This window comes from Nocardia iowensis (assembly GCF_019222765.1).
Lineage (GTDB): Bacteria > Actinomycetota > Actinomycetes > Mycobacteriales > Mycobacteriaceae > Nocardia > Nocardia iowensis.
Genome location: NZ_CP078145.1, coordinates 4,710,565 through 4,737,269, shown reverse-complemented (window position 1 = coordinate 4,737,269; position 26,705 = coordinate 4,710,565). Strand labels below are relative to the sequence as shown.

At 67.9% G+C, this 26,705-nt stretch carries 24 protein-coding genes; 15 read left to right on the top strand and 9 right to left on the bottom strand.

Features of this window, described 5'->3' with window-relative positions:
- Positions 1 to 34: 34 nt before the first annotated feature.
- The 3 genes from KV110_RS21925 (at position 35) to KV110_RS21915 (ending at position 2,959) form a co-directional block, all read left to right on the top strand.
- Positions 35 to 1,486 carry a M14 family zinc carboxypeptidase gene (locus KV110_RS21925; RefSeq protein WP_218469148.1) on the top strand — a complete coding sequence of 484 codons (1,452 nt, stop codon included), beginning with the start codon at positions 35 to 37 and terminating at the stop codon, positions 1,484 to 1,486.
- Between the two features lie 149 nt (positions 1,487 to 1,635).
- Positions 1,636 to 1,929 (top strand): ArsR/SmtB family transcription factor, encoded by a 294-nt coding sequence (locus tag KV110_RS21920; RefSeq protein WP_246633907.1) that lies wholly within the window; start codon positions 1,636 to 1,638, stop codon positions 1,927 to 1,929.
- A gap of 16 nt (positions 1,930 to 1,945) precedes the next feature.
- Positions 1,946 to 2,959: an LLM class flavin-dependent oxidoreductase gene (locus KV110_RS21915; protein WP_218469146.1), complete on the top strand. Its 1,014-nt coding sequence runs from the start codon at positions 1,946 to 1,948 to the stop codon at positions 2,957 to 2,959.
- Here the strand turns inward: KV110_RS21915 and KV110_RS21910 are convergent, their stop codons facing one another.
- Together KV110_RS21910 and KV110_RS21905 are read right to left on the bottom strand one after the other, a co-directional pair.
- Positions 2,960 to 5,041: a hypothetical protein gene (locus KV110_RS21910; RefSeq protein WP_246633906.1), complete on the bottom strand. Its 2,082-nt coding sequence runs from the start codon at positions 5,039 to 5,041 to the stop codon at positions 2,960 to 2,962.
- Positions 5,042 to 5,177: 136 nt separating this feature from the next.
- On the bottom strand, positions 5,178 to 7,106 hold the full coding sequence (locus KV110_RS21905) for an ABC transporter ATP-binding protein (RefSeq protein ID WP_218469145.1): 1,929 nt from the start codon (positions 7,104 to 7,106) through the stop codon (positions 5,178 to 5,180).
- Positions 7,107 to 7,334: 228 nt separating this feature from the next.
- Between KV110_RS21905 and KV110_RS21900 the strand changes: the two genes are divergently transcribed.
- The 7 genes from KV110_RS21900 to KV110_RS21870 all read left to right on the top strand — a co-directional run bounded on the left by KV110_RS21900 (position 7,335) and on the right by KV110_RS21870 (position 14,534).
- On the top strand, positions 7,335 to 7,505 hold the full coding sequence (locus tag KV110_RS21900) for a hypothetical protein (protein WP_218469144.1): 171 nt from the start codon (positions 7,335 to 7,337) through the stop codon (positions 7,503 to 7,505).
- Positions 7,506 to 7,518: 13 nt separating this feature from the next.
- Entirely contained in the window at positions 7,519 to 7,698 is a 180-nt protein-coding gene (locus tag KV110_RS21895) for a hypothetical protein (RefSeq protein WP_218469143.1), read from the top strand.
- A 21-nt stretch (positions 7,699 to 7,719) separates the two neighbouring features.
- On the top strand, positions 7,720 to 9,003 hold the full coding sequence (locus KV110_RS21890) for a lanthionine synthetase C family protein (RefSeq protein ID WP_218469142.1): 1,284 nt from the start codon (positions 7,720 to 7,722) through the stop codon (positions 9,001 to 9,003).
- A gap of 11 nt (positions 9,004 to 9,014) precedes the next feature.
- Positions 9,015 to 10,286: a lanthionine synthetase C family protein gene (locus KV110_RS21885; RefSeq protein WP_218469141.1), complete on the top strand. Its 1,272-nt coding sequence runs from the start codon at positions 9,015 to 9,017 to the stop codon at positions 10,284 to 10,286.
- Positions 10,287 to 10,295: 9 nt separating this feature from the next.
- Complete coding sequence (locus KV110_RS21880; RefSeq protein WP_218469140.1) at positions 10,296 to 13,400, top strand: lantibiotic dehydratase; 3,105 nt, start codon at positions 10,296 to 10,298, stop codon at positions 13,398 to 13,400.
- 70 nt (positions 13,401 to 13,470) lie between these two features.
- Entirely contained in the window at positions 13,471 to 14,127 is a 657-nt protein-coding gene (locus KV110_RS21875) for an SRPBCC family protein (RefSeq protein WP_218469139.1), read from the top strand.
- Positions 14,127 to 14,534: an ArsR/SmtB family transcription factor gene (locus KV110_RS21870; RefSeq protein WP_218469138.1), complete on the top strand. Its 408-nt coding sequence runs from the start codon at positions 14,127 to 14,129 to the stop codon at positions 14,532 to 14,534. The genes KV110_RS21875 and KV110_RS21870 overlap by 1 nt, the downstream gene beginning before the upstream one ends.
- A gap of 46 nt (positions 14,535 to 14,580) precedes the next feature.
- Here the strand turns inward: KV110_RS21870 and KV110_RS21865 are convergent, their stop codons facing one another.
- The 4 genes from KV110_RS21865 to KV110_RS21850 form a co-directional block, all read right to left on the bottom strand.
- Positions 14,581 to 15,465 (bottom strand): hypothetical protein, encoded by an 885-nt coding sequence (locus tag KV110_RS21865; RefSeq protein ID WP_218469137.1) that lies wholly within the window; start codon positions 15,463 to 15,465, stop codon positions 14,581 to 14,583.
- An 11-nt stretch (positions 15,466 to 15,476) separates the two neighbouring features.
- The gene (locus KV110_RS21860) at positions 15,477 to 16,262 is read right to left on the bottom strand and encodes a bestrophin-like domain (RefSeq protein ID WP_218469136.1); all 786 of its coding nucleotides are present in this window, start codon (positions 16,260 to 16,262) and stop codon (positions 15,477 to 15,479) included.
- Between the two features lie 206 nt (positions 16,263 to 16,468).
- On the bottom strand, positions 16,469 to 17,215 hold the full coding sequence (locus KV110_RS21855) for a PP2C family protein-serine/threonine phosphatase (protein WP_218469135.1): 747 nt from the start codon (positions 17,213 to 17,215) through the stop codon (positions 16,469 to 16,471).
- A gap of 131 nt (positions 17,216 to 17,346) precedes the next feature.
- Positions 17,347 to 17,826, bottom strand: coding sequence for an Lrp/AsnC family transcriptional regulator (locus KV110_RS21850; RefSeq protein WP_246633905.1), 480 nt, complete (start codon positions 17,824 to 17,826; stop codon positions 17,347 to 17,349).
- 70 nt (positions 17,827 to 17,896) lie between these two features.
- Here KV110_RS21850 and KV110_RS21845 point away from each other — a divergent pair, with 70 nt between their 5' ends.
- The 3 genes from KV110_RS21845 to KV110_RS21835 all read left to right on the top strand — a co-directional run bounded on the left by KV110_RS21845 (position 17,897) and on the right by KV110_RS21835 (position 21,206).
- Complete coding sequence (locus tag KV110_RS21845) at positions 17,897 to 19,060, top strand: MalY/PatB family protein (protein ID WP_218469133.1); 1,164 nt, start codon at positions 17,897 to 17,899, stop codon at positions 19,058 to 19,060.
- A gap of 224 nt (positions 19,061 to 19,284) precedes the next feature.
- Positions 19,285 to 20,646 carry a M20/M25/M40 family metallo-hydrolase gene (locus tag KV110_RS21840; protein ID WP_218469132.1) on the top strand — a complete coding sequence of 454 codons (1,362 nt, stop codon included), beginning with the start codon at positions 19,285 to 19,287 and terminating at the stop codon, positions 20,644 to 20,646.
- A 17-nt stretch (positions 20,647 to 20,663) separates the two neighbouring features.
- Positions 20,664 to 21,206: a YbhB/YbcL family Raf kinase inhibitor-like protein gene (locus KV110_RS21835; protein WP_218469131.1), complete on the top strand. Its 543-nt coding sequence runs from the start codon at positions 20,664 to 20,666 to the stop codon at positions 21,204 to 21,206.
- 72 nt (positions 21,207 to 21,278) lie between these two features.
- Here the strand turns inward: KV110_RS21835 and KV110_RS21830 are convergent, their stop codons facing one another.
- From KV110_RS21830 to KV110_RS21820, 3 genes are all read right to left on the bottom strand, one after another.
- Positions 21,279 to 23,111 carry an AMP-dependent synthetase/ligase gene (locus KV110_RS21830; RefSeq protein ID WP_218469130.1) on the bottom strand — a complete coding sequence of 611 codons (1,833 nt, stop codon included), beginning with the start codon at positions 23,109 to 23,111 and terminating at the stop codon, positions 21,279 to 21,281.
- Between the two features lie 193 nt (positions 23,112 to 23,304).
- Positions 23,305 to 24,021 (bottom strand): GTP cyclohydrolase II, encoded by a 717-nt coding sequence (locus KV110_RS21825; protein ID WP_218469129.1) that lies wholly within the window; start codon positions 24,019 to 24,021, stop codon positions 23,305 to 23,307.
- Positions 24,018 to 25,499 (bottom strand): PfkB family carbohydrate kinase, encoded by a 1,482-nt coding sequence (locus KV110_RS21820; protein ID WP_218469128.1) that lies wholly within the window; start codon positions 25,497 to 25,499, stop codon positions 24,018 to 24,020. The genes KV110_RS21825 and KV110_RS21820 overlap by 4 nt, the downstream gene beginning before the upstream one ends.
- A 459-nt stretch (positions 25,500 to 25,958) precedes the next feature.
- Here KV110_RS21820 and KV110_RS21815 point away from each other — a divergent pair, with 459 nt between their 5' ends.
- Together KV110_RS21815 and KV110_RS21810 are read left to right on the top strand one after the other, a co-directional pair.
- Positions 25,959 to 26,246 carry a hypothetical protein gene (locus tag KV110_RS21815; RefSeq protein WP_218469127.1) on the top strand — a complete coding sequence of 96 codons (288 nt, stop codon included), beginning with the start codon at positions 25,959 to 25,961 and terminating at the stop codon, positions 26,244 to 26,246.
- A gap of 46 nt (positions 26,247 to 26,292) precedes the next feature.
- On the top strand, positions 26,293 to 26,682 hold the full coding sequence (locus KV110_RS21810) for a hypothetical protein (RefSeq protein WP_218469126.1): 390 nt from the start codon (positions 26,293 to 26,295) through the stop codon (positions 26,680 to 26,682).
- The last annotated feature ends 23 nt before the right edge of the window (positions 26,683 to 26,705 follow it).

Genomic DNA, 26,705 nt, shown 5'->3' with positions numbered 1-26,705 from the left:
TTATTGAAATAATCAGATTATCGAAAGAGTCGTGATGCACGAGCTGGCAAGACGCAGACTGTTCGCCCTGATTGCCGCAGGTGTTGCTGCCGCGTCGACCGGCTGTGGACGCGGCGACGAGGAGGACAAGGTGCGCGTGCTGGATGAGGTAGCCGAGATCGTCGGGCCGGTGGAGCGGATGGACTCGTTCCCGACGGTCGACGAGCTCAACAGGTTCGTCGATGGGTTGGCAGCCGCACATCCGGACGTGGTCACCGTCGAGGAGATCGGGCGTTCCCGCGGTGGCGATCCGATCCGCGAGGTCCGGATCGGATCGGGACAGCGGCACCTTGTCGTGCTCGGCAATCCACACCCGAACGAACCCATCGGGATGGCGACGATCCAGCATCTGCTGCACCGGCTGACTCGGGGCGACATGGACACCCTCGGCGCCACTTGGCATTTCGTGCTCTGCGTGGATCCGGACGGGACTCGACTCAACGAAGGGTGGTTCGCCGGACCGATGACCAGGACCGCCGTGGCCCGCGACTTCTATCGCCCGGCGGGGTCCGAACAACCGGAATGGTGTTTCCCGATCACCTGGCAGGGCACCGAAGTCGGTGTGCCGCTTCCGGAGACCAAGGCGCTGATGGCCCTTATCGACCGCACCCGTCCCGCACTGATCGCGTCGCTGCACAACGGCGATTTCGGCGGCGGCTTCTTCTATACCACCGGCGGTGACGCCGAGTACTACGCGACGCTGACGCGGTTGCTCGCCGATGCGAATGTGCCGCTGTATCAAGGCGAGCCGGACGCGCCCGGCGCGAAAAGCTGGGCGCCGGGCGTTTTCGAGCTACCGACGTTCGCGCAGATGGCCGACGCCTTGGTGGCGGTCGGCGTGGACCCGGTGCCGTCGATCGGCGGCGGTGGGAGCCGGGACTACTCGGCTGCCTACGGGACGGCGGTACTCGTCATCGAATTACCGCTGTGGGGTGATCCGCGGATCACCGACCCGGCGGCGAGCGACCGTTCCGTCGGCAGCGTAATGCGCGCCGCCGCAACGGCATGTCGGGAACTCGTCGAGCTCGTGGCGGGAGTGCTGGATCGGCTGGGCGACCGGGCGACCGGGCGCAGTCCGTTCGAACGGTCGCTGCGGGCCGGGCTGACGGACCTGCTGGATCTGGCCGCGGCAAAGGATGCGGCGGCCGATCAGGAGCGTGCCGCGACCCGCGGTGAGGTATTCACCGAGGAGTACGTCTGGACCGGCCTGCACCGCCTGCGCAGCGGCGGCATGCTGCTGCGCCTGCTCGATGAGGAAATGCGACGGGACCCGTCGCCGGAACTGGCCGCCGAACGCACGCGCGTCGCCGCGATATTCGAGGGGTGGAGCGCCGATATCGAGCGCAACGCGCCTGGCCGGTCGGTTCCGCTGGATCGGTTGGTCGCGATCCAGGCGGGCGCCATCGTCGCCGCGGCAACCCGACTGCGCGACGGTCTGCCGATCTGACGGCTTGTCGGCGACTGGAATGTAAACGCCACACCGCGCGCTACACAGGGCGGCGGAAGCGGTGTGGGGACGAGTGAGCAGGGTCATGGTGCCCTGCCACCACTCCAGGCGTAAGTTCGTTAATTAGCGAAATACCGAAGGTGGTGAGCGTGCTCGACGAGTGCAAGGCCCTGGCGAACGAGACCCGGTTGCGCATCCTGGAGTGGCTCAAGGACCCGCAGGCGCACTTCCCGGGACGAGCCGACGAGACGGCCGAACTCGGCGTGTGCGTCGGTCTCATCCAGCAGAAGGCAGGCACCTCGGCCTCGACCATGTCGGTGCACCTGGCGATCCTGCAGCGCGTCGGCTTCCTCAACGCCACTCGGCGCGGGCAGTGGACCTACTACCGCCGCGACGATGCCCGCATCCGCGCCTTCACCGAACAACTGCACCGCGTTCTCTGACCTGAAAGGCACTCTTATGCCGACTGCTCTGTCCATCCTCGACCTGGCGACGATCGCGCCCGGCCAGACCGCGCGCGACAGTTTCCGCAACAGTGTGGCACTGGCCAGGGCCGCCGAACGCAGCGGTTACCGCCGCGTCTGGTACGCCGAGCACCACAACATGCGCTCGATCGCATCGAGTGCCACCAGCGTGCTCATCGGTCACGTCGCAGCGCAGACCGACACCATTCGGCTCGGCGCCGGCGGCATCATGCTGCCCAACCACTCGCCGCTGGTGATCGCGGAACAGTTCGGCACCTTGGCGACGCTGTTCCCCGGCCGGATCGACCTCGGCCTCGGCCGGGCGCCGGGCAGCGACCAGAAGACGATGCTGGCGCTGCGCCGTAACCCCGCGTCGGCGGATTCCTTCCCGCAGGATGTGCTGGAACTGCAGGGGTATCTGTCGGGGCACTCGCGGGTGCCGGGCGTGCAGGCGGTGCCGCGGGCGGAAGAGATTGTGCCGCTCTACATTCTGGGTTCGTCGCTGTTCGGCGCGCAGCTTGCCGCGCAGCTCGGCCTGCCGTACGCCTTCGCGTCGCACTTCGCCCCCGAGGCGCTGCACCAAGCGGTCGCCGTATACCGGGAAACCTTCCGGCCCTCGGAGCAACTGGCCGAGCCGTATGTGATGGCGGGAGTCAATGTCTTCGCCGCCGAGAACGCCGAGGACGCGGCAGCGCAGCAGACGATCGCCTACCGTGCCCGGGCCCGGCTGATGATCAAGCGGGGTGCGGCGGGCGCCGACTTCACCGACGCCGAGATCGACGCGTTCCTCGCCTCGCCCAACGGTCGCCAGCTCGCCTCGATGACCCGGTACACCGCCACCGGGACACCCACCGAAGTGCGCGACTACCTGGATGAGTTCGCCGCCTCCAGCCACGCCGACGAGCTGATCCTCGCCCACCACGCCACCGAGATCGAGGATCGCGTGCGCTCCGTCGAGCTCACCGGCGCGGCCATGGCCGCAGCTTCGCCCGAGCCTGCCGTCGGCTAGCTACGGCGGCGTGATGGCCAGGTACACACTGCTCCACAGTTGTGCCGCATTGGATTCCGTCACGTCCCCCTCGTTGGCGCCATAGGGCGCGACCTGGTAGCGGCCGTCCGCGAAACGCCAACTCCACAGCTCCGAGTTCGACATCGGCTCGGCGGCGGTGATCGCCTGCCACAGGGTGCGTTGTGCGGTGCGGAGGCGGTCGCGCACGGGTTGGGGCAGATCGGTGCGGTCTAGTTGGCGCGCGAGACCGCTCGCCAGCGCGGCCTGCATCCAGGACCACACCACCGTGCCGTGATAGTCGCGGTTGGTGAACTGGTCCTGGAGGCCGGGGTCGGCGAAGACGGGATTGGCGACCACCAGCCCGGCTCCGGTCATGAGTCCGAAGGGGAACGGGCGGAACAGCGTGCTCACCTGCGTGTCCAGCACCTCGGGCGGGGGAGAACCGAACAACAGGTCGAAGGTGTCGTCGGAATGCGCGATCGGTATCGGCGTGCCGGCGGCGTCCAGCGAAACAGCGGGAAAGGTGACCGGTCCCTGGTCGACCGCCGCGAGCGCGTCTTGTGCTGGTACGCCGAGCTTTTCGGCGTAGGCACTGATGGCGTCCTTGGCTTGCCCGCCGTCGATGGTCACCGCGAACAGGCGTGGCGCTTCGGCGCGCCACGTTTTCGCCGCCGCGGCGGCAAAGGACAGTTCCATGCGGTCGTCGGAGTTCAGAAAAGGATCGAGCACACCATTGTCGAGCAACCGAGCGGTCGCCTCCAGGGCGGCCGGGGCCAGGATGGCATTGACGTCATAGGGATACCGGCCGCCGCCGAGCCCGATGCCACTGTCCCGCCATTGCCCGGCATCGCGCCCCTCCTGCAACGCGATCAAGTTTCCGTAGCGTGGATCGCGCGCGAACGCCTCGGTGGTCGACAGGACGAGCCGCAGATTGCGGACCAATGCCTGGCCGATCGACGCGGTGGTCTTGTCGAGCGGCGCTGCGTCGGAGTTCAGATAGGCGGACGCGCGCTCGGCTCCCGCCGGATCGTCGAGCAGGTAGGCGGCGACAACCGGTGCCAGCAGGTAGTTCCCGTCGATCATGCTGTAGTCGAGAATCGGTGTGTCACTGAGGGTGCCGCTTTTTCGCTGGTGGGTGAGGATCGCGAATTCCGACAGGGCCTCCTCATGGGCGACCTGCCCTTCGGGACCGAGTCGGGCGAGGACGGCGCGGATGCCCGCCTCGAGCGCGTCGGGCGCCAGCACCGGCTTCAGCAGCATCATCGAGATCAGCGTGTCGCGGCCGAAATAGGTATTGAACCGCCACGACCCGGCGAGGAACTTCTCGCGGTAGCTGAGGAAGGTGAGCGTGTTCTTCGCGCTGTCGAGCTGTCGCTCGCGGCCGTTCAGCAGGGCGCTCCCGGACAGCGGTGTCAGCGGGGTATCGCCGGTCGCGGCGGTGACGCGGAGCTTGATCCGGCCGTCGGCGCCCGCGGTGATCGTTCGCCCGGCTGCCACCGTGCCGTCGAGGACATCGAGACTCAGGCGGTAACCGGGCGCGCCGTCCAGCCGGTCCCTGGCCCACGTCACGGTATTGTCCGAAGTCGTTGGGGCGACCGGGATCTCGGTGGGTACGAAGCCGAACTGGTCGTAGTCGCGCAGGACGCGGACATTGGACAGCACGGCGCGCTTCAGTGCCACCTCCGGAGCCGCGATCGAGGCTTCGAAGCGGATTCCGTGCAGCGGCCGTCCGCGCGGATCCTTGCTGGTCTGCGCCTCGGGTGGGGTGTCGAGCACCCAGTCGGCCGAGGTCGCCAGTGGCTCGAACCAGAGCCCGGCACCGCTGTTTCCGGCGGGGAACGCCACCACGATGCGCAGGTTTCGGCCGGACCGCAGCAGCAGATGGGCCGCACTCTCGCCGTCGCGGGTGAGGTGGTTGAGGTTCAGTCCTTCCGTCACCTCGAAGTGGAAGGACGTGTCGTCGGAACCCGCGGTGCATCCCGTGGCGAGCAGCAATACCAGCGCAATGCACACTGCCACAACATGTTCGAGGAAAGACCTGGCCCGACGCCCGGCAATCCGGATCGTCTCGTCACGCTGCATGACAGAGCCCCTTCGTCCGTGCTCCGGACATCCGGAAACACTTTTCCGAACTCGCCGAGCCGCACAGCGCTCGGCTGGGACCTATTCAATGTATCGCCGACCGACGGTCCAGTCGGCTGGAATGGACGTCTGCGGCTCAGTTGCTCGGCTCGAGCTGGTAGGCGGCGGCTTGCAGGCCGAACATGTGGGCGTAGGTTCCGGCCAGCATCATGAGTTCGGCATGGGTGCCTTCTTCGATGACGCGACCGCGGTCCATCACGATGATCTTGTCGGCATGTCGAATGTTGGCCAGCCGGTGGGTGATCAGGATCGTGGTGCGATTGCCCGCGCTTCGGCCGTTGCCGCGGCTGAGGTGTTGCAGCGATTGGAAGACCGCGTGCTCGGCCCTGGCGTCCATGGCCGCGGTGGGTTCGTCGGCCACCAGGATGGGCGCGTCCCGGTAGAGCCCGCGTGCCACGCTGATCCGCTGCCACTGCCCGCCGGAGAGGTCCCTGCCCTTGGTGAATCGGCGAGAGAGGACCGTGCGCTCGCGGTAGGGCAGCTCGTCGATGACCGTGTCCGCACCGGACTCCCGCGCCGCGGCCGCGAACACGAGGTCGTTCGGATCGACGCGCTCGATCCGGCCGATGCGGATATTGTCCCGGGCCGTCATCGGCCAGCGGGCCGGATCCTGCATGACCATCGCGATGTGCCGGTAGATCGACTGCTCATCGACCGTGGACAGGTCGACGCCATCCCAGCGCACCTGCCCTGCTGTCGGCAGATACAGGCCGGTGATCAGCTTGGCGACGGTGCTCTTGCCCGAGCCGTTCTCGCCGACCAACGCGACGACCTGGCCGCGGCGAATGGTCAGGTTCACCTCGCGCACGGCAGGTTCGTCCTGATCGGGATAGGTGAAAGATACTGAGCGCAGGGTGATCTCGCGTGGATCGGTGGGCGCGCGGGTCGCTGATGGCGGGCGGGTACGTTGTTCGGTTTGGGTGAGCAGGTTGGTGTAGAACTCGAGGTACAGAATGTTCTCGTAGAGGCTGTTGACGCCGACCATGGTCTGCGACAGTGCGGCGGCGGCCATCCGCATCGCCACGATCGCGGTGCCCGCCATGGCCAGCGGCAGCGCGCCGAGGTAGAGCAACAGGCCCAGCACGCCGAAGGCCACCCCCATGCCGGCACCCGCGATTGTCCGTCCCACCAAACGCACCCGCGCCCTTGCCAATTCGACCCGGCTGGTTTCCTCGGTGATCTGCTCGCTGATCCGCCGATACTCGGCGAGCAAGGCCGGGCCCGCGGTACCGGCCCGTAGCTCGGCCGCGGTGTCCCGGTCCGACAACAGTTCGCTCGCGATGGCCGTGCGCAGGTGGCGGCTCACCATCCGGACGTAAGACTGGTAGGACAGCTTCGCCGCCCGCGCCGAAGCCCACATATCGGGGACGACGGCCAACAGCACCAACGGCGCGAGCAAGGGGTGCAGCACCGCCGCCGTGCTCACCGCGGCCCCGACATGGATGAGCGCGCCGGACACGCTGGTGATCGCGTCGACCGAGCGGGCGATGCTGCCCATGCCGCGTTGCAGGCCCTGCCGGATCAGGTCCGCGTATTCGCTGTCCTCGAAGGCGATCAGGTCGACCCGCGCGATCGCGGTGTGCGCCTTGTCCCGCGCTATCTGCTCGACCCGGGGCTTCAGCACGGCTTGCGCGGTGGCGGTGGCACTTTCGATCAAGGCGCGTGCGGCGAGTGCCGCCACGACCAGCCCCACCGCGGGCAACGCGGACACCACACGCTGTGGTGTCGGGCCTTGCGCGAGCAGCATGGTCAGCGCGTCGGCGGTGGCCAGCAGGCCGAACGCGGTCGCGCAACCACCCGCGACGGCGAGGACAGCGGTGAGGATGGTCAATCGTCGAGAGGCGTGCCAGGCCAAGCCGACTACCACACGCGCACCCGCGGGCAGTGCCAGCAAGGTTCGCCACAGTCCGGCGTTGGCGACCTGCTGATCCACCGTCATCCACTTGGGTGTGGTCATTTCGTCCACGCCGACGAGGGGCGCATCGGCGAATTGGGTTTTCGTCATACGGTCGGTGTGGCTTTCACCTTGTCCTCCAGGGTCGTTCGCGGTAATGGCACCACACCAGGCTCGCTCGGCGGCCCGCCCGATCGGCAGGGACTGCGGCCGGGAACTTTCGGGAAAACGTCCCGGATATTCCCGGTCACCTCCTCTATCGCCGAGGGGCCAGCGTGCCGCACGGTGGGAGGCGTGCAATCCACGCGGCGGCAATCGGGCCGCCGGGGAAGGAACAAAATGTCCGCTCCGGTAGACGAATTCGATCTCGATATTCGCCTGGGTGACGTACCGGCACCGAATCCGAATGACCAGCTCACTCCGCTGGTGATGCGGACCAACGAAGCCGTCTGCCCCACCGATGAATGTAGTAGTTACCCGATGTGCAAGACCACCGAACGGACTTGCTGAAAGAAGGATGAATATGTCCGCACCAGTTGATGATTTCGATCTCGATATTCGAATCGGCGACGCCGTCCGGATGCTCGACCCGGCCATGGCCGCACGGACATCCGATTTCGAAACATGTGCCGACTCGCACTGCGCGACCTGTGGTTCTGCCTGCGACACCGAGCACCCGCCACGCTGCACCAAGTACTGCTGATCGGCCCGGAGGGAGATCCAGATGGAATCCCACGCCGCCGGGCGAGCGTGGCGGAGCGTGCTGCCCGCGGACCTGGCGGCCTCGGCCATCGCCATGTCCACGGAAGTGGGCGAACGGCTGTGCGCCGCCGAATTGGCGGTTCCACCGCACAACGCGGGGCGTGCCGTGTTGTTCGGTCAGCTGGATTGCTCGCTGCCGGAACAGGATTGGGCACGGCGCTCGCACAGCCACCTGACCGCCGCCGCACGGACCGTCGAGCAGACCGAGCGCGGAGTGCTCGGCTTGTTCGGCGGGCTGTGTGAAATGGCGTTCGCGGCCCACGCCCTGTCCAGGGACGGCACCCGATATCAACGTCTCCTGACCGGCTTGGACGGCGCCATCGCGACATCGGCGGCCGCACTCGGCCGCACGGTCGCCCGAGCCCCGGCCGGTCTGCCGTTCGCCGCGTTCGACGCCATCTCCGGGTTGGCGGGCATCGGCGCATACCTGTTGTGCCGCAAAGACGAACCGCAAGCCGAGGCCGCGTTGCGCCACGTGCTCACCGGGCTGGTGGGCCTCTGTGGTGAAAGCGAGGGACTGCCCAACTGGCACACACCGGCCTCCGTGATGATTCCGAACACGCCGATGTCGCGTTCCTATCCCACCGGCGTGCTCAATTGCGGCCTCGCGCATGGGGTCCCGGGCCCGCTGGCGGTGCTGGCGCTGGCCGAGATGTCGGGCATCTCCGTGCCAGGCCAGCGAGCGGCGATCGAGCGGGCGGCACGCTGGTTGGCCGCCCATCGAAGCGACGACGAATGGGGGCCGAACTGGCCCACCGGAATCCCCATGCCGGACGCGACCGGAGCCCCGCCGCGTGCCTACGGTCCGACCCACAACGCATGGTGCTACGGCAGTCCTGGGGTTGCCCGAGCGCTGTGGCTGGCCGGGACTGCGTTGGCGGACCCGGAATTGGGCGCGCTCGCGGTGGACAGCATGACCGCGGTGTTCCGTCGTCCTGCGGATGTTCGGCGCATCGATGCCTCGCCCGGGCTGTGCCACGGGGTGGCCGGGCTGCTGCAGATCACGCTGCGGTTCGCGCATGACACCGGCGAGGCGGTGTTCGCTGCCGCTGCCGCCACCCTGACCAGCCAGCTGTTGGCGATGTTCCAGCCGCACCGCCGGTTCGGCTACCCCGCACTCACCGAAAACGGCACAGCCACAGACGATCCCGGTCTGCTCGACGGTGCGGCCGGGGTTGCTCTCGCCCTGCTCGCCGCTGCCACCGACGCCCCACCCGAGTGGGACCGCACGTTGCTGCTGGCCTGAGAAGAGACCGAATGACCTGGGGGAGTGTGGTGCCGACCGCGACCGCGGCGCGTGCCGTCGCGGTGGCGCGGGAGGTGGCCGCTCGCCTCGCCACGCCGGACAGTCTGCCGCCCGCGACGCACCGGCCGACCCGTTTGCGCGACGGTGCGTCCGGGGCCGTTGGCTGCGCGCTGTTACTCGGCCAGTTCACCGGGCACGACTGGGAATCGGCTGCCCACCGGTGTCTCGGCGCGGCGGTCGGCGATATCGCGCAGGCCGGGTTCGGCTTTCCCGGCCTGTTCGACGGGCTTGCCGGGGTAGCGTTCGCGACCGCGACCTTGTCCCGCGACGGCGCCCGCTATCGGCACCTGCTCGCGGATGTGGACCGCCTCGTCATCCGCAACGCCATCGCCCGCGCGGACGCGGTGACACACGCGCCGCGCGGACTGCCGTTCGAAGCCTTCGACATCATTTCCGGCCTCGCCGGGATCGGCGCATACCTGTTGCGGCGCCGGGAGATCGCGGAAGCGAAGCAGGCCCTGCGGGCCGTGCTGACCGCTTTGGTGGCCGTATGCCGCTGGGATGCCGGTGTACCCAACTGGTACACCCCGCCATCGCGCATCGCTCCGGGAACCCCGATGGCCGAATCGTTTCCCGGCGGTGTGCTCAACTGCGGTCTCGCACATGGTGTGCCGGGCCCGCTCGCACTGCTGGCGCTCGCCGAACTCGACGGCGTTTCCGTTGCCGGACAACGTGCATCGATCACCACCGTCGCGCATTGGCTGGCGGCACAACGGGTCGATGACGAGTACGGGCCGAATTGGCCGAAAGGGGTCGCGTTACCTCGCGGGACGGCGGTCGGCGCGCCGGCTGCGCGCAACGCCTGGTGCTACGGCGGTCCGGGAGTCGCCCGGGCGTTGTGGTTGGCGGGCAAGGCAATAGCTGACGCTGAGCTGCGGGCGCTCGCGGTGGACGCGATGGCCGCCGCGTGGCTGCGCCTCGCCTCGGTGCCGGACCCCGACACCTCACCTGGACTGTGCCACGGCATCGCCGGGCTCTTGCAGATCACCGCCCGCTTCACCCAGGACACCGGCGACGCGAGATTTGCCCGGGCCACCGTTGCCCTGACCGACCTGCTGCTTGACCTCTACGACCCGGGATACCCGTTCGGCTTCCGCTTTTGCGGCGAGGATCCGCAAGACCGCCCCGGCCTGCTCGACGGCGCCGCCGGGCCTGCCCTCGCCCTGCTCGCCGCGGGTACGGATGTGCCGCCGGCCTGGGACCGAATGTTGTTGCTGGCCTGAGGAGATGAGATGGCGATGACCGGATCGAAGCTGTATCGCCCGCTGGACTGGCTGCTGGTCCGCGCGCCGCTACTGCCGATCGAGGAGTATCTGGCGCTCGGTGGCGCCGCGACACCGGACTGGCCGACCGAGACCGCGCCGGGCACGCTGGTGCCTGCCGACCCGAGGATGCAGCGGGCGCTCGCGGTGGGCGGCGGCGACCTGCTGCGCGCCTTGGAGCGGCCGGTCGCCGATGCTCGCGCCCGTAGGCGGCTGGCGGGCAAACTCCAGCGGTACCTGATCAGGATGTCGAGTAGGCCGACACCGTTCGGCCTGTTCGCCGGTGTCGGACTCGCGGGCTGGGGTGACGAGACGGACCTGGCCATCGCCGACGCGCCCGGGATCGTGCGCACCAGGCCGGACATGGGCTGGCTGCTCGACTTCGTGCACACCATGGAGCAGCGCGCGGACGTGCGTTCGCGGCTGCGCCTGTTCACGAATCCAGCGGCGTTCGTCCAGGCCGACCGGGTGTTCCTGAGTGAGCGCACACCCATTGGCGACGATGCTGAACGCGGTCGGCCGATGTCGCTACGAGCCACCGCGGCGGTGCGGCGGGCACTGGAGTGCGCGCGAACCCCGTTGCCCTACAGCGATTTGGTCGCCGAGCTGACCGGTGTGTTCGGGGCGACAACCGAAAAGGTGGAGCGGCTGCTGGACCAGCTGTGGGAACAAACCCTGTTGCTGACCGACTTGCGGCCGCCACTCACCGCCGCCGAACCGGCCCGCTATGTGGCGCGCAGGCTCGCCGAGATCCCAGCGGCCTCCGACGACGCGGCGGCGCTCGACGAACTGCTCGACGAACTAGCGACCTGGGACCGGCTCGACAATGACCAGGCCGCGGCCCGATATCCGAAGCTGGTGGACCGAGCACAGTCGGTGCATTCGGTGCCGACGCCCAAAGGCCCGTTCCAGACGGATATGGGCACACCGCTGGCCGGACGAACGATCAACCGTGCCGTAGCGACCGAAGCGGCCCGCGCCGCCGAACTCACACTGCGGCTGACCTCGTGGCCGACCGGCCTGACCCATCTGGACAGCTACCGCACCGCCTTCCTCGACCGCTACGGAGCCGAACGGGAGGTAGCGCTGCTGGAACTGCTCGACCCGGAGATCGGGCTCGGCGCCCCAGGTCAGTTCGACAACACCACGCCGGACGACAGCCGACGGCAGCTGCGCCAGCGCACACTTACCGAGCTGGCGCTCAACGCGATCAAGGATGGCAGGCAGGTGGTCGAGCTCGATGCGGCCACTATTGCCGAATTGGAGTTGCAACCGCTCGACGCGGCGAAAGCTACTACCTCCATGGATATTTCACTGTTCGTGGTCGCCGAGTCGGCCGCGGCGGTCGATGCCGGGGACTTCCGAGTTGCGGTCGGTCCCAATATGGGTGCTTCGGCGGCCGGACGCGTGCTCGGCCGCTTCGCCGACCTGATCGGGCCAGCGGCCGATGCGGCGCTGCGGACCGCCGCGGCGGCCGAGGCCGCTTGCCGACCCGGAAGGCTGTGGGCCGAGGTCAGTTATCTGCCGAGACCCGGCCGACTGGCGAACGTGACGATCCGGCCGCTGGTACGGGAGTGGGAGCTCGCCTTCGACACGACGCCCGGTGGGCGGTCCGACCGCGTGGTTCCGTTGGCCGAATTGGTTGTCGGCCTGCGGGATGATCGGTTCGTGGTGCGGTGGCCGCGGACCGGGCATGAGGTCGTTGCCTGCGCGGGGCACATGCTCAATTCGCAGGCGGCACCGGCGGTCGTGCGTTTTCTGGACGAGATCAACCGCAGCGGGCGGGCGGTACCCGCCACCTTCGACTGGGGTCCGGTGGCCGGATTCCCTTTCCTGCCAAGGGTTCAGGTAGGCCGGATCATTTTGGCACCGGCCCGCTGGCGGGTGAATGCCGACGACCTGGCCGCGTCCTTCGCGGAAACCTTCGCCGCATGGCGGGGCCGGTGGCAGCCGCCGCGGTATGTGTACCTGACGATGGCCGACCACCGCCTGCTGCTCGATCTCGACGCCCCCGACCAGGTCGAACAGCTCCGCGCCGAAGCCCGCCGCACCCCCGGTGGCCGGTTGTACCTGGACGAAGCATTGCCCGCGCCGGATCAGGCGTGGCTGTGCGGGCCGGATGGGCACTACGTCAGTGAAATCGTGGTGCCGGTGGTGCTCGATGCCGTCGAAGCACCGACCGAGCCGGTGCGGGCGTCGGGCCGCGCCGCCCGGTCGTCGGGTGTCGAACGTCTGCGTCCACCGGGCAGCGATTGGTTGTTCGCGAAGCTCTACCACGTGCCGACCTTCGAGGAGGATTTGCTCGCCGAGCAGATCCGCACGTTCTGCGCGCAGGTCGTCGCGGACGGATCGGCGGACAGCTGGTTCTTCATGCGGTATGCCGATCCCGATCCGCACCTTCGAATTCGCTGGCACGGCGCTGCCGACCAGCTCGCGGACAAGCTGGCGCCCACGCTGCTGCGGTGGGGAAACGCGTTGGTGGCCAACGGGTTCTGCCGCCGGGTGGGCCTGGACACCTATGACCAGGAGGTGGAGCGTTACGGCGGCGCGGCGGGCATGGCGGTGGCCGAAGACTTGTTCGCCGCCGACAGCGTCGCCGTGCTCGACCTGCTGGCGCTGATCGATCAGCACGCGATCGAGCTGGATCGCACATTGCTCGGCGTGTACACGGTGGCCGATCTGGTCGCCGCGCTCGGCTTGGACGAGGCGGAGCGGGACGAGCTCTTCCGGCGCGGGGTGCTAGATCGACGCGCCACCTCCGAGGAGTACCGCAGTCAGCAGCCGATCCTCCGGTCGATGCTCGGCGATCCCGGGTGGTTGTCCGATCAACCCGGTGGGGACGCGATCGCCGCGGTGCTCGCGCGCCGCCGAATCCACGTGCGGGCGAGCGCCTCCCGTCTCGACGCTCTCGCCGATCGCGGTGAACTGGGCCGGTCGCGGCTGGAATTGGCGCGCAGCTTCGTGCACATGCACTGCAACCGACTGCTCGGTTGCGGCCATCCGCCGGAGCAACGCGTACTCGGCTTGCTGTGGCGGACGGGGGAAAGCCTGCGGCACGCGCCGCTGCGTTCGTAGTGCGGACGAACCCATAGCGGAGGAGCAGTGCAGGAGCTAATATAAGCGGCAACTTATCTAAGGAGACGTTATGCCCCTGCTGACCGACCCCGCCGCCATCGCCGGGCTCGTCGCCCGCGAAGTCCGTACCGGCTCCCGGGACGGCACACCGACCAAGATCGCTGTCGCCCGGCGCGCCTACGCCACCGACGGGGCCGACCTCTGGGACGCGCTGACCAATGCCGAGCGACTGCCGCGCTGGTTCCTGCCGGTCAGCGGCGAGCTGAAGCTCGGCGGTCACTATCAGATCGAGGGCAACGCCAACGGCGTCGTCGAGCAGTGCGAGGAGCCGCGACGGTTCGCCGTCACCTGGGAGATGGGCCCGCAGGTGTCGTGGCTGGAGGTCACGCTGAGCCCCGTCGACGAGGGCACCCTGCTGGAACTGGTACACGAGGCGCCGGTCGACCCGGACCTGTGGTCGCAATTCGGTCCCGGTGCGGTCGGCGTCGGCTGGGACCTCGCGCTGATGGGTCTGGGCCTGTACCTGTCGAGCGGAGCGGCGATGGATCGGGCTGCGGCGCTGACCATCCACACCACTGCCGAAGGCAAGGAGTTCATCCGGGCCGCGGCCGTCGGCTGGGCGGACGCGGCGGTCGGTGACGGCGAGGACCCTGCCACCGCGCACGCGGCCGCGGAGCAGACGGTGGTTTTCTACACCACCGAACCCGAGGACGGCCCGCAGTCCTGATGGTCCACTCCCCGGCGAAGATCTTCGAGGCACTCGGCGACCCGGTCCGTCGCTACATCCTCGAGTTGGTGGCGACCGGCGAACAGCCCGCGGGCGCCGTCGTCGTCGCCGTGCAAGGGCACACGCGGATTTCTCAGCCCGGCGTCTCCCAGCATCTCAAGGTGCTTCGTGCCGCCGGACTGGTGAGCGTCCGCGCGGAAGGCACCCGTCGGCTCTATGCCCTCGACCCCACCGGCATAGCGGCGGCCCAGTCCTGGCTCACCGGCCTGGCCGATCCGCTGGCACAATTCGCCCAGCCGCTCGACGCCCTCGCCACCGAGATCGCCCGCGGCCACCGAGCGCGCCGAGCCGCCGAGTCCGCCCGTCCCGCCGAGGAGGACGGTGGCCGGGACGCCCGGCACGCCTGAGGGCCCTCGAATCCCGGTGCTGCCCACCCTAATTCGCGGTGCCCGATCATGGAGACGATCTGACTTTCTTCCGGTTGGGTTCTGACGCACCGTGGTAGGCGATGATCACGAGCACGATGAGCAGGACGACGATTTCGAGGATGTTCCACGCGAAGGGTTCCGCGGTGGGGGCGGCTTCCTGGGTGAGCGGGAAAGCCGCAGTGCGCTCGAATGGTGCTGGTGTGCTTGATGATTCGGGCGCGACGACGGGCGCGGCCACCGGCCACAGCGGGGGACTCGGCACCGGTGACGGGATCAAGAGGGGAAAGGCGGGCGTGGGTGGGGGTGGGGCGACGGTGGCAAGTGCCAGCAGACACGTGAGTATCGCACTGCCGGTGACCGCGCTGCCGACGGCGGCGCTGCCGAGCGAGGACCCGTTCGAGCCGAAGCCGGAGCCTATGCCCGGCGGAACCATCACCGAACCCGCCGAGCCGACCATCGCCAACCACGGCGGGGCGAGCATCCCCGGCCCGATCACGCCGGAACTCGTGGCCGACCCGAGCAGGAGCAACGCACCTCCGGTCACGGCGCTACCGGCGCAGGCCGTGAGCAGGCTGCCGCTGTCGAGCCCGAGGACGGCCGGACTTGTCGCGGGCGCTGGGATCTCACCCCCCGCTTCGGGTCCGGTCACATCACCGAGGTGGCGAATTCCGCTCGCGGCCGCCAGGGGTATCGGCGGCTCCAGCGCCAGCGGTGTGCCGTCGATCGCACTTCCGGTCGAAATATCTTGCGGTACAGCGCTTCCGGTCGCGAGATCGCCGTACCACGGCGGCATCGTCGCGTCGGCGTCGGACCGCCCCGCGCACAGCATCGCGGCGGGCACGAATGCGCTCACCACGACGAAGCTCCGCGCACCCCTTGCTATTCGCGGCGCGATGTCGCCGGATGTCATGTGTGGAAGTCTCATTCGACGTTGGTAACCGGTCCGCCGGTGGTCAGCTGATATTGCGACTCGGCATAGACAAAGGCGTCTTTCGGAACGCCGAGCACACCGGAGAACGGCCGCTCCAGGTCGTGCACCGCCAGTAGTGCCGCGCCGATCACGATGCCGAGCAGAGCGGTCATCGCGACGCTGCGCCGAGTGACCTGCATGCCGGTCAGCACCGGGTGCAGCAACACCAGCACAGCCCCGAAAAGCAAGGCCATGTACAGGAATTCGGGGATGGCGCGCTCGACATCGACGGCGCGATCATGGCGGGCCTGGGTGGCCCGCTCGAGACCTGCCAGCGCTCGGGACCGTGCCTCCATGACGGTCGATTCCGACGAGTGCACCGACGCCACGGTGTCGCGCAGGGAATGGAGCGCGTCGCCGGCGGACTGGCTCAGGCGACTCTGATGCTCCATGAGCGCCCACTCCTCGGTGAGGACGTGCTCGGTGTAGGACCGTACCTGGGCGTGGATCCGCTGCTGCTCCGGCCCGGGCATGGCGTGTGCCGCCCAATGGACGTCGACCAATCCCTTCGCCTCGGCGATGGTGTGGTTGTGTGCGTTCTGGGTCTGCTGCCAGCAGGTCACGAAGACAAACGCCAGTACCGCGGTGAAGAACGTCTTGCCCAGGTCGAGGGCGAGATGACCGGACGCCTCGTCACCGGTCTGCTGCCACGATTTCGGGCGCAATCGGTCACCGACAATGAATACCCCCACCGCGATCAGTGCGGCGCCCAATGCGACGAGCAATTCTTGAGCCATCTCGCTCCGCTTTCCCGGTCAAAGTCGGTACAACTGATTTCCGAGTGCATGGTTGAGCGGCCGAGGCGACCCCGGCATGGGAATGTTAGACAGCAACCGTCGAAGATTAGCCCTGGCCGACTGCCCGACGATGGCTAAGTTACCGAAGTGTGATCAACATTGAATAAGCCGAGCGAATTTGTAGCAAATGCAGATTCGATCCGCGTTCAAGGCAAGCGACGGTCGGCGACGAGGGCGGTGGCGTTGTCGGTTCCGCCGGTGCGAAGAGCGTTGTCCACCAGTGTCTCCGCAACGGTGGCGGGGGATTCTTCGGCGGCGAGCATGGTCTTGATCGTGGCTATGTCGAGGCGTTTGTGGACACCGTCGGTACTCAAGAGCAGTCGGCCGGTGCTGGATCCTGTAGTGGCGCGGCCGATGTCGGCGGCGCGTACGGTGCGCACCGACGTGGTGACGAGGTGGTTCAGGCGCGGTGGCGGACAGTGACCCCGGGCCAGCCAGAACTCGGCGACGGTGTGGTCGGTGGTGATCTGGTGCAATACGCGTCCGTTCCATCGGTAGGCGCGGCAATCGCCGACCCAGGCTATGTCGCACGGTGCATCGGGGCGGCCGGCGGTGGGCAGCACGGCTACGACGAGGACGCTGTCGGCCTCCGATTGCGCGAACTGGCGTAGCAATTCGCGTTGGGCCGCAAGGATTCCGGCGGATGCCCCACCGCGGGCGCCGACCACCGCGGCAACCGCGGCCGCGGTGCGTGCCGCCCGGACCGCGGACAAGTGGTCGCCGACGCCGTCGGCGACGACGAATGCGGTGTGCCCGGTGACCGAATCGGTCACGGCGGCCGCTGCGTCGGCGTTGAGGGAACGGGAACCGCGTCTGCTCACCGACTCCCACGTCGCGCCGGTGAGGCGGACCAGTTCGGGATCGGGGCCGTCGGTGGCAGGTGCTGAGCACATGGCCGGACCTCCTCGGGTGGAACCGTGCCGATCGGCACTAGTCCAGTCAACCGCCTCGACCCGTGCGGTCGGTCACGGTTAGCCGTGCAGATCCTGTGAAGATCATTACGGTTCGGTCACTGGAGCGCAGGTCAGCTCGATGGTGACAACGGCACGGCGAGTTGGGCTTTGATTCGTTCGTAGGTCGGCAACGTCTCGTATCTGAGCACGGACTTGTTCCGGACGAACAGGTCATTGGAGATCAGGCGGTACGCGGCGAGATCCGCGGTGACCATCACCACCACGTAATCCCATTGGCCCACAACGGAATAGCACTGTTGCACGGCCGGTTCGGCTAGCACGAGGTCGCAGAACGCGAGGTATTCGTCGGCATCGTCCTCGGCCAGCTCGACCAGCACCACGGTAGTGAGCCCCATCCCCACGGCGCGCGGGTCGACCACGGCGACCTCCGCGGTGATCACCCCGTTCGCGCGCAGCCGGGTGAGCCTGCGCTGAACCGCACTCGGCGACAGCCCCACTCGTTCGCCGAGCTCGTGCAGGGGCTGAGTCGCGTCGACCTGCACGAGCTCGAGCAGCAGGTAGTCGATGTGGTCCAACGGAACAGCGGTCACGCAATAAATTTGCGTGAATGCGGGAAAATTGTCAATCGTGTCCGGTGGCATCCCTTCTAGGGTTTTTCCTATGGACGATCTTGTCGATATCGGTGCGCTGCGGCGGCGGGCGGGAATCAAGTGGGCGCGAGCGGGCGCGGATGTGCTTCCCGGCTGGATCGCGGACATGGATTTTCCGGTGGCGGATCCGGTGCGCGAGGTGCTGCGGCGCGCGGCCGAGGGCGACCTCGGGTATCCGGAGTGGGACGATCGGCCCGATCGAAATCCGATGCGGCACGCGTTCGTCGATCGGATGCGCGATCGGTACGACTTCATTCTCGACCCGGATCAGGTGTACGTCTTCACCGAGCTCATCCAGGTGGTGCAGGTCGTGCTGCAACTGATGACCCGTCCTGGCGACGCGGTGGCCGTGCACACGCCCGCGTACCCGCCGTTCCTGGAGACGCTGCGGGTGATGGGGCGGCGGCTGGTGCCGATCCCGATGATCGAAGGGGACAAGGGCTGGACCTTCGATGCCGACCGAATGGCCGAGGATGTTCGCCTGCGCGAATGCCGTGCGTTGATCCTGGTGAACCCGAACAACCCGACGGGGCACGTGTTCGATCGCGACGAACTGTCGGCGATCGCGGAGATCGCTTGTCGGCACGATCTTCTCGTGATTTCCGACGAAATCCACTCCGAGCTGACGCACGAGCAGAATCAGCACATTCCGTTCGGTTCGCTCGGCCCGGACGTCGCGGCGCGCACCGTGACGCTCAACTCCGCGAGCAAGGCATTCAATCTTGCGGGTCTGCGGTGCTGCGTCGCCCACGTCGGTGACAACCGCGTCCGCGCGGCACTGGACGCACAACCACCGCAGCTGTACGGGCAGGTGAGCGCCCTCAGCGTATTGGCGACCTGCGCCGCCTGGCGGGAGGGTGACGGATGGCTGGCCGAAACGCAGCGCACCCTGACCGGCAACCGTGACCTCGTCGCCGACTCGTTGCCGCCCGAGATCCGTTACCACCGCCCCGATGCGGGCTACCTGGCGTGGCTCGACTGCCGCGCGCTCGATCTCGACCAGGACCCCGCCGCGTTCTTCCACGAGCAGGCCAAAGTCCTGCTCTTGTCCGGACCGGACTTCGGACCCGACAGCGCCGGATTCGCCCGGTTGAACTTCGCGACCTTCCGGCCGGTCCTGGAAGACATGCTCGGCCGCGTGAACGACGCGGTCCACAAGCACCTCAACCGCTGACGGTCGAGACAGCGGGCGGCGGAAGATGATCGGCGGCACGTAGATTGCCGCCGGGCGAGCGCCGCCATCGAAGCGGGCGAGATGACGCGTTTGCGATCACCGTGATGCTGACCCCTGCGGCCACGGTGATCGGCACCGTACGCTGTGCCGCGCCGGTGCCGTCGGGTGGCTCGGCGGGAGGGACGCCGGTGGCCGTAGTCGCGACAGGTGGTAGGAAAGGGTACGTGTCCACAACTGTCGAAGGATCGATCCCTAACAGCAGCTCTCGCGCGGTCGACGAGGTGGTGGACCTGGTCAGTGCGCTGATCCGGTTCGATACCTCCAACACCGGCGACCTGGCCACCACCAAGGGGGAGCGTGAGTGCGCGCAGTGGGTGGCCGACCAGCTGCACCAGGCGGGATATACGACCGAGTACGTGGAGTCGGGCGCGCCGGGGCGCGGGAACGTCTTCGCGCGGCTGAAGGGCGCCGATTCCAGCCGGGGCGCGCTGATGATGCACGGACATCTGGACGTGGTGCCCGCCGAGGCGGCCGACTGGAGTGTGCATCCGTTCTCCGGCGCGGTGCGCGACGGCTACGTGTGGGGCCGCGGCGCCATCGACATGAAGGACATGGTCGGGATGATGCTGGCGATTGCCCGCCAGTTCAAGATCGAGGGGACGGTGCCGCCGCGCGATATCGTGTTCGCCTTCCTGGCCGACGAGGAGAACGGCGGCAAGTGGGGGTCGCAGTGGCTGGCGGACAACCGGCCCGACCTGTTCGAGGGCATCACCGAGGCGGTGGGCGAGGTCGGCGGCTTCTCGCTGACGGTCCCGCGTCCCGACGGCACCGAACGCAGGCTTTATCTGGTGGAGACGGCCGAGAAGGGGCTCGGCTGGATGCGGTTGCGCGCCAAGGCCCGCGCGGGCCACGGCTCGTTCCTGCACGAGGACAACGCGGTCACCATTCTGGCCGACGCGGTGGCGCGGCTCGGCAAACACACCTTCCCCGTGGTGATGTCGGATTCGGTCACCGAGTTCCTGGCCGCCGTCGCCGAGGAGACCGGGCTGGAGTTCGATCCGGCCAGCCCCGACATCGAGGGCCAGCTGGCGAAGCTGGGCACCATTTCCCGCATTATCGGTGCGACACTGCGGGATACGGCGAACCCGACCATGCTGCACGCCGGGTACAAGGCGAACGTGATCCCGCAGACCGCGGAGGCCGTGGTCGACTGCCGGGTGGTGCCGGGACGCCAGGCGGCGTTCGAGCGGGAAGTGGACGAGCTGATCGGCCCGGACGTCGAACGTGAGTGGATCACCAAACTCGACTCCTACGAAACAACATTCGACGGCCACCTGGTCGACGCGATGAACGACGCGATCCTCGCCCATGATCCGCAGGGCCGCACCGTGCCGTACATGCTCTCGGGCGGTACTGACGCGAAAGCGTTCGCCCGCTTGGGCATTCGCTGCTTCGGCTTCGCGCCGCTACAACTGCCGCCGGAGCTGGACTTCACCGCGCTGTTCCACGGGGTCGACGAACGGGTTCCGGTGCAAGCACTCGAATTCGGCACCCGGGTACTGGAACACTTCCTGCTGAACAGCTGACGATCGAAAGGACCACTGTGCCCGATTATTCGTACAATCCCTACAACGCACTCCCGCAGCTGCCGTCGTTCACGCTGACCTCCGACGACGTGACCGACGGACAGCCGTTCGGCAACGACCAGGTCAGCGGCGTGTTCGGCGCGGGCGGCAAGGACATCTCGCCGCAGCTTTCCTGGTCCGGATTCCCCGCGGAGACAAAGAGTTTCGCGGTGACCGTGTTCGACCCGGACGCGCCGACGGCGTCGGGATTCTGGCACTGGGCGGTGGCCGACATTCCGGTCGGCGTGACCTCGCTGCCCAGTGGCGCGGGCAGCGGCGAGGAGGGCGGCGCGCTGCCGACCGGTGCGATCACCTTGCGCAACGACGGCGGGTTCGCCGGATTCGTCGGTGCGGGACCGCCGCCCGGACACGGCTACCATCGGTATTTCATCACGGTGCACGCCGTGGACGTGGAGAGTCTCGGGATCGATGCCAGCGCGAGCCCGGCGTACCTCGGGTTCAATCTGTTCTCGCACGCCATCGCCCGCGCCACGATCGTGGGTACCTACGAACAGAAGTAGCTGTGAATGACGGTGGCCCTGAGCGGAATGCTCAGGGCCACAGTTCGTTTCAGATACTGCTGGGGGTGGGCGTCACTTGACGTTGATCACCTTGTCGGCGGGGTCCTTGGCGTAGAGTCCGTCGATCTCGGCCGCGTACTTGGTCGCGATCGGGGTGCGCTTCAGCGACATCTTCGGGGTGAGCTCGTCGCCGCCGGGCTCCCAGACCGAGCCGATGATGGTGAAGCGCTTGATCTGCTCCACCCGCGACAGCTTGATGTTGCCCGTTTGCACCGCGGCCAGCACCTCGTCGATGATCTCCTGGCGGGTCGCCAGCGTCGCCAGGTCGGCGTCGGTGGCGCCGAACTCCTTGGCGCGCAAGGCGGCAACGTCGGGGTCGAGCATGATCAGCGCGGCGATGTACGGCTTGGCGTCGCCGATCGCGACGACCTGACCGACCAGCGAGGAAACGGCCTTCACCGCGTTCTCGATATTGCTCGGCGCGATGTTCTTACCCGCCTCGTTGATGATCAGTTCCTTCTTGCGGTCGACGATGCGCAGGTAGCCGTCCGGGTCGAGGGTGCCGACATCGCCGGTGTGCAGCCAGCCGCCGGCGTCGATCGCCTCGGCCGTCTTCTCCGGCATATTGCGGTAGCCGCGGGTGACGATGGGCCCGCGCACCAGGACCTCGCCGTCGGTGTCCAGGCGCAGTTCCATGCCGTCGACGGGGCGCCCGACCGAGCCGGGGCGCGGCTTCTCCAGCTCGGTGTAGGTGCCGACACCGGTGGTTTCCGACATGCCCCACACCTCGGTGACGGTGAAGCCGAGGCCGATGAAGTACTCGAGGGTCTCCGGCGGGATCGGCGCGGCACCGGAGGCCGCCACCTTCAGCTCGTCCAGGCCCATGGCGTGGCGCAGCTTCGACAGCACCAGCGCCTCGGCCAGCTTGTGTTGCACGGCCAGCACCGGGCCGCCGCCTCGACCCGTGAGATCGGCTCTCGCCGCGGCGATGCCCGTCTCGATGGCCCAGTTGGCGAGCTTCTTCTTCACCCCGCTGGATTCGGCGGCGAGCTTGCCCTCGATGCCCGCCTTGATCTTCTGCCACACCCGTGGCACGCCGAAGAAGATGGTCGGGCGGGCGTCGGGCAGCGCGGCGGCGACCTCGCGCGGGTCCGGCACGGTGGTCATCTGGATGCCGGTCAGCAGGTTGATGGCGTGCCCGGAGATGCGGTCGGCGACGTGCGCGGCGGGCAGGTAGGAAACCGAACGGTCGTCCAGCCCGACCCGCAGCGGGCCGTTGACCAGCGCGATGATCTGAGCGAGCACATTGCGGTGGGTGATCTCTACGCCCTTGGGCGGGCCGGTGGTGCCCGAGGTGTAGATCAGGGTGGCCAGGTCGTCGGCTTGCACCGCCCGCCAGGCGGCGTCGAAATCGAAGTCGGCGGCGGGGTTCGCCTCGACCTCGGCGAGGGTGATCGTGCCGGTGGCCGGGCCGTCGACCAGGATGATGTGCGCGAGGTCTACGCCGGCGCCGGTGACCTTGTCCAGGAAGACCTGTTCAGTCACAACGACTTTGTTCGCCGCGTTGGTGAACAGGTGGGTGATCTGCTCGGACGAGCTGGTGTTGTAGATCGAGAACGGGGTCGCGCCCAGGTGCAGCGCGGCGGTATCGATCAAATTGAACTCGGGCCGGTTCGTGAGCATGATCCCGACGGTGTCGCCGTGCCCGACGCCGAGCTCGGCCAGGCCCGCCGCGATGGCGCGCACCCGTTCGCCGTATTCCCGCCAGGTGATCTGCTGTGTTCCGCCGACCGTCCGCAACGCGACCTGCTCGGGCCGCAACGTGAGGGTTTCCTGGAATGCCTCCGGGACGGTGTAGACCGTTTTGCCCGATTCGTGCGCGAAGCCGATGTCTGTTGTCGTCATATCCCTGTTCCCGATAATCATGCCGTGAACCGCGCCTCGCGGCGTCCGCACGCGGGCGGTTCGAGACCCGATCCTGACACAATGCAGCGACGCTTCTGTCAGTTTCTCACGGGTCGGCGCGCCAGGTGTGGCGCGGCTCACTTATGGTAGCCAGGCGGCGGGGTAGTGGGGCGGCTTACTCGGGAAGTAATGCTTATGCGACCTCGTCGACGATCGGCGGGCCGACGACCGTCAGCGCTGCCTCCTCGGCAGGCCGCAACTGCGGCTCCGGCGCGATCACCGGTACCGACTCGACCGCCCACGGCGGCGCGTCGGTGGGGATCCAGTGCTGCCTGCGGCGGCGCTTGGCCTCCAGATAGTCACGCGCCCGCTCGCTGAGCACCCGGGTATGCAACGGCCGCACGGTGACCGCGATGCCCGCTCGTTCCAGCGCTTCCCGCTTGGCCGGATTGTTGGTGAGCAGTTCCACCTTCTGCAAGCCGAGCGCCAACAGCCCCTGGGCCGCTACGTCGTAGGTTCTGGCGTCGGCCGGATAGCCGAGTGCCTCATAGCTGGCGAAGGTATCGGTGCCCGCTCGCTCGCTCTCGCGATAGCCGCGCGCCTTGGCGATCAGCCCGACACCGCGTCCCTCCTGCTCCAGATAGACGAGCACACCCGAACCCGCGGCCTGGATGAGGTCGAGGGCGACATCGAGTTCGGCGCCGCAATCGCAGTCGTCGGACCGCAGCGCCTCGCCGTAGAGGCAGCGCGAGTGCACCCGGACCAGGCAACCATCGGCGACATCGCCGAACACGAGCAGATGCCCGTGTTCGCGGTCGTCCGCCAGGTCCAGCACGCGAACCTGCAAGTCATGCCCCTTGCGGGTAAACCGGTGGTCGGTGTCGGCAAGGCTGGACACAGGTGTGGTCAATGCTCCTCCGAAGCGAGTCTGACGATTCGATCGATCTCTGTGGCAAGTGGCATCGCACCCGGGACATCCCCGAAAGATTGCGTCGCCACCATCGCGGCAGTCGCCCAGACGTAGTCCTGTTCTCCGGCGGGGCGGCGCGTCGAAACGAGACGATATACCAGCGCGGCGGCGAAGGCAGCCTGAGCGCCGGGGGAGTCTTCGAGTGCCGCGGGGAAGGGCGGAATCGCCACGTTGACTTGATCCGACCAGACCGTGCACTGGAAGTCCTCGATCGCGCACACCGACCGGACGCCGAGCGCGCGCAACCGCTGGGCGTTGTCCGCGGTGGAGCCCGCGTGCACCTCCGGAACCATGGCGGCCAGGTCCGCGCTGGTGCCCGCGAGATAGTCCACGACGCCCAGGTACTGGTAAAGGTATTGCGGCAGATCGACTTTCGGCGCCGGATGCACCATAAGCAGCGGTCGCGAATCCAGCCGCCGTACCGCGGCCATGACCTGCTCGATCACCGCGCTCGGCTGTTCGAAGGTCACCAGGACCGCGTCGGACGAGCTGATCGCGGCGCGGATCACCGGGCTGCGCAGGTCCTGGGTGCTCAGCCGGATGCGGTCGTCCTTGCAGCCGATATTGCTCGCCGCGCCGGTGCTGGTGATCAGCACCGCGGTCACCGGGGTCGGTGCGTACGGCACGACCTTCACCAGGTCGGTGTCGACGTTCTCGGCGCGCAGATAGTCCAGCACGCGCCTACCCGCCTCGTCGTCGCCGACGGCGGTGATCAGCCGGACCTGCAGCCCGAGCCGTGCGGCGGCCACGGCACGGTTGAGTCCCTTGCCGCCCGGGTGCTCTTCGAAGTTACCCGGAGTGGATGTGCCGACCGGTGGGACATGGTCGACGCGGTAGATATGATCGATCACCGCGTCGCCGAAGACCGTGACAATGCCCCGAACCGGCGGTGCGGCAACGGTTTCCGGCGGGCTCGGCGTGTGCGCGGGTCCCGAGCCGTAGACCGATTCGTTGGCGAGCAGGCCCGCGAGCTCGGTGAACGCGCGCCATTCCTGGGTGCCGCGCAGCGACCGCACGCTCGGGGCGGGCGGAATGGGGTTGGCGCACAAGGATTCGTGCAGCAGCTGCCAGTGCTCGGCCAGATACTCGCGGCGCTCGCCGAGGTCGGGGGCGTAGAGCCGGTCGAGATCGACGCCGGGCGGGGTGGTTTCCCGCAACAGCCCCAGCGACAGCACGGCGTCGACGATCAGCATCGACGACGGATTCAGGTGCCGGGCCAGCTCGCGGACCACCGGCAGCACCGCGTCCTCCCGCTCGATCCCGGCGCGGTGCGCGTGCTGCCGGACCACCAGCAGGTCGAGCAGGGGCGCGACATCGATCTCGGTGGTACGCAACCGATCCGAACTCAAGCCGGAGCGCTTGCCCAGCCGGGTGAGGATGTTGCGAACGGCGACCGTGGCCGAGTCCTGCGGGACCATCTGTGCGCTCCACCCTCCGTGTGGCTGTAGTTGATCGTGATGTCCGGTTGCTCACAATAGGCGGTTTAGCCGGGACATGAACTGGCAATTACCAAACTACAACGGCAATTGACCATTGAGAACGGCAAATGCCACACTGGTCATGGCGATCCCGTCGCCCCACCAGAGAACTCGGGAGGGCCTGGTGATGAGAATGATTCAGCAGATCCGGCAGATCCGGCGACGCAGGCTGCACCGCCGCGTCGGCGCCGACACCGAGCGCGAGCCGGGCCTGCACGCGGTGTAGGCCAGAAACCGCGCGCCCGCCACACTCGCCCCAGCCAGCCTCAGTACGTTGCCCGCTCCGCCGCGCCAAGAAGAAGCATTGCCCGGCCCGACCCGTATTCCGTGTCACCCGGTCGCGCCTTCCGCACGGGTCGGCGTTATTCGGCGACGGCTCCTCCACGATGGAGACATGCCGTGACGATCTACGAGAACAGCCGGTCGATGACCAGCAGCGGCACGCTCGAGTGGGCATGCCGGGGGTCCGGCGCGGAACCGGCCTGGCGGCTGAGTTGGTTGCCGAACCGGCTCACCCGTGAACAGGCCAGGGCCGGAATGGAATTGGACGAGATCCTCAGCGGGCCGGACTCGGCCGCGAATCCGCAGGCGCAGGCGCGGGCCGACGCGCTCGCCGGCGAACTGGGACTCAGCGTGCAGCAGGCACTGGCGTTGCTGCACGACCGGATGCACGACAGGCATTCGTGATGAACGTCGAGCCGACCACGCTCGATCCGTTGTATCGGAGGCAGCAATGACCCTTCACAGCACCGAATGGACGATCACCAGCGACCTCACCCCGGAATCCGCCTACCGCGACACCGAGGACGCCGACACCTGGCGGCTGAGCTGGTTGGCCGACCGCGCGCTGACCCGCGCCCAGGCCAGGGCGGGTATGGAACTCGACGAATTGCTCAGCGACCCACTGCGGGTGCATGACCAGGCCACCGAGGCGCGGGTGGACGCCTGCGCCGAGGAATTGGGCGTGCTGCGGGCGGAGGCGGTGATTCTGCTGGCCAAGCGGATCGCGGCGCGACTACAGCAGCCGGTGCGGCACGCGGGTGATCAGACCTCAGCGTGCCGCACGGGCCACGCCTACCGGCTGCGGTCGCACGTCATTGAGCCGCCCTACGTCCACGGGTAGCGAGATACCTACTCGTACAGCGA

Bases quoted from the DNA above. Each gene is read 5' to 3' on its own strand.
- KV110_RS21925 (WP_218469148.1), top strand. From the start codon at position 35: ATGCACGAGCTGGCAAGACGCAGACTGTTCGCCCTGATTGCCGCAGGT.
- KV110_RS21915 (WP_218469146.1), top strand. From the start codon at position 1,946: ATGCCGACTGCTCTGTCCATCCTCGACCTGGCGACGATCGCGCCCGGC.
- KV110_RS21910 (WP_246633906.1), bottom strand. From the start codon at position 5,041: ATGCAGCGTGACGAGACGATCCGGATTGCCGGGCGTCGGGCCAGGTCT.
- KV110_RS21905 (WP_218469145.1), bottom strand. From the start codon at position 7,106: ATGACGAAAACCCAATTCGCCGATGCGCCCCTCGTCGGCGTGGACGAA.
- KV110_RS21900 (WP_218469144.1), top strand. From the start codon at position 7,335: ATGTCCGCTCCGGTAGACGAATTCGATCTCGATATTCGCCTGGGTGAC.
- KV110_RS21895 (WP_218469143.1), top strand. From the start codon at position 7,519: ATGTCCGCACCAGTTGATGATTTCGATCTCGATATTCGAATCGGCGAC.
- KV110_RS21890 (WP_218469142.1), top strand. From the start codon at position 7,720: ATGGAATCCCACGCCGCCGGGCGAGCGTGGCGGAGCGTGCTGCCCGCG.
- KV110_RS21885 (WP_218469141.1), top strand. From the start codon at position 9,015: ATGACCTGGGGGAGTGTGGTGCCGACCGCGACCGCGGCGCGTGCCGTC.
- KV110_RS21880 (WP_218469140.1), top strand. From the start codon at position 10,296: ATGGCGATGACCGGATCGAAGCTGTATCGCCCGCTGGACTGGCTGCTG.
- KV110_RS21875 (WP_218469139.1), top strand. From the start codon at position 13,471: ATGCCCCTGCTGACCGACCCCGCCGCCATCGCCGGGCTCGTCGCCCGC.
- KV110_RS21870 (WP_218469138.1), top strand. From the start codon at position 14,127: ATGGTCCACTCCCCGGCGAAGATCTTCGAGGCACTCGGCGACCCGGTC.
- KV110_RS21865 (WP_218469137.1), bottom strand. From the start codon at position 15,465: ATGACATCCGGCGACATCGCGCCGCGAATAGCAAGGGGTGCGCGGAGC.
- KV110_RS21860 (WP_218469136.1), bottom strand. From the start codon at position 16,262: ATGGCTCAAGAATTGCTCGTCGCATTGGGCGCCGCACTGATCGCGGTG.
- KV110_RS21855 (WP_218469135.1), bottom strand. From the start codon at position 17,215: ATGTGCTCAGCACCTGCCACCGACGGCCCCGATCCCGAACTGGTCCGC.
- KV110_RS21845 (WP_218469133.1), top strand. From the start codon at position 17,897: ATGGACGATCTTGTCGATATCGGTGCGCTGCGGCGGCGGGCGGGAATC.
- KV110_RS21830 (WP_218469130.1), bottom strand. From the start codon at position 23,111: ATGACGACAACAGACATCGGCTTCGCGCACGAATCGGGCAAAACGGTC.
- KV110_RS21820 (WP_218469128.1), bottom strand. From the start codon at position 25,499: ATGGTCCCGCAGGACTCGGCCACGGTCGCCGTTCGCAACATCCTCACC.
- KV110_RS21810 (WP_218469126.1), top strand. From the start codon at position 26,293: ATGACCCTTCACAGCACCGAATGGACGATCACCAGCGACCTCACCCCG.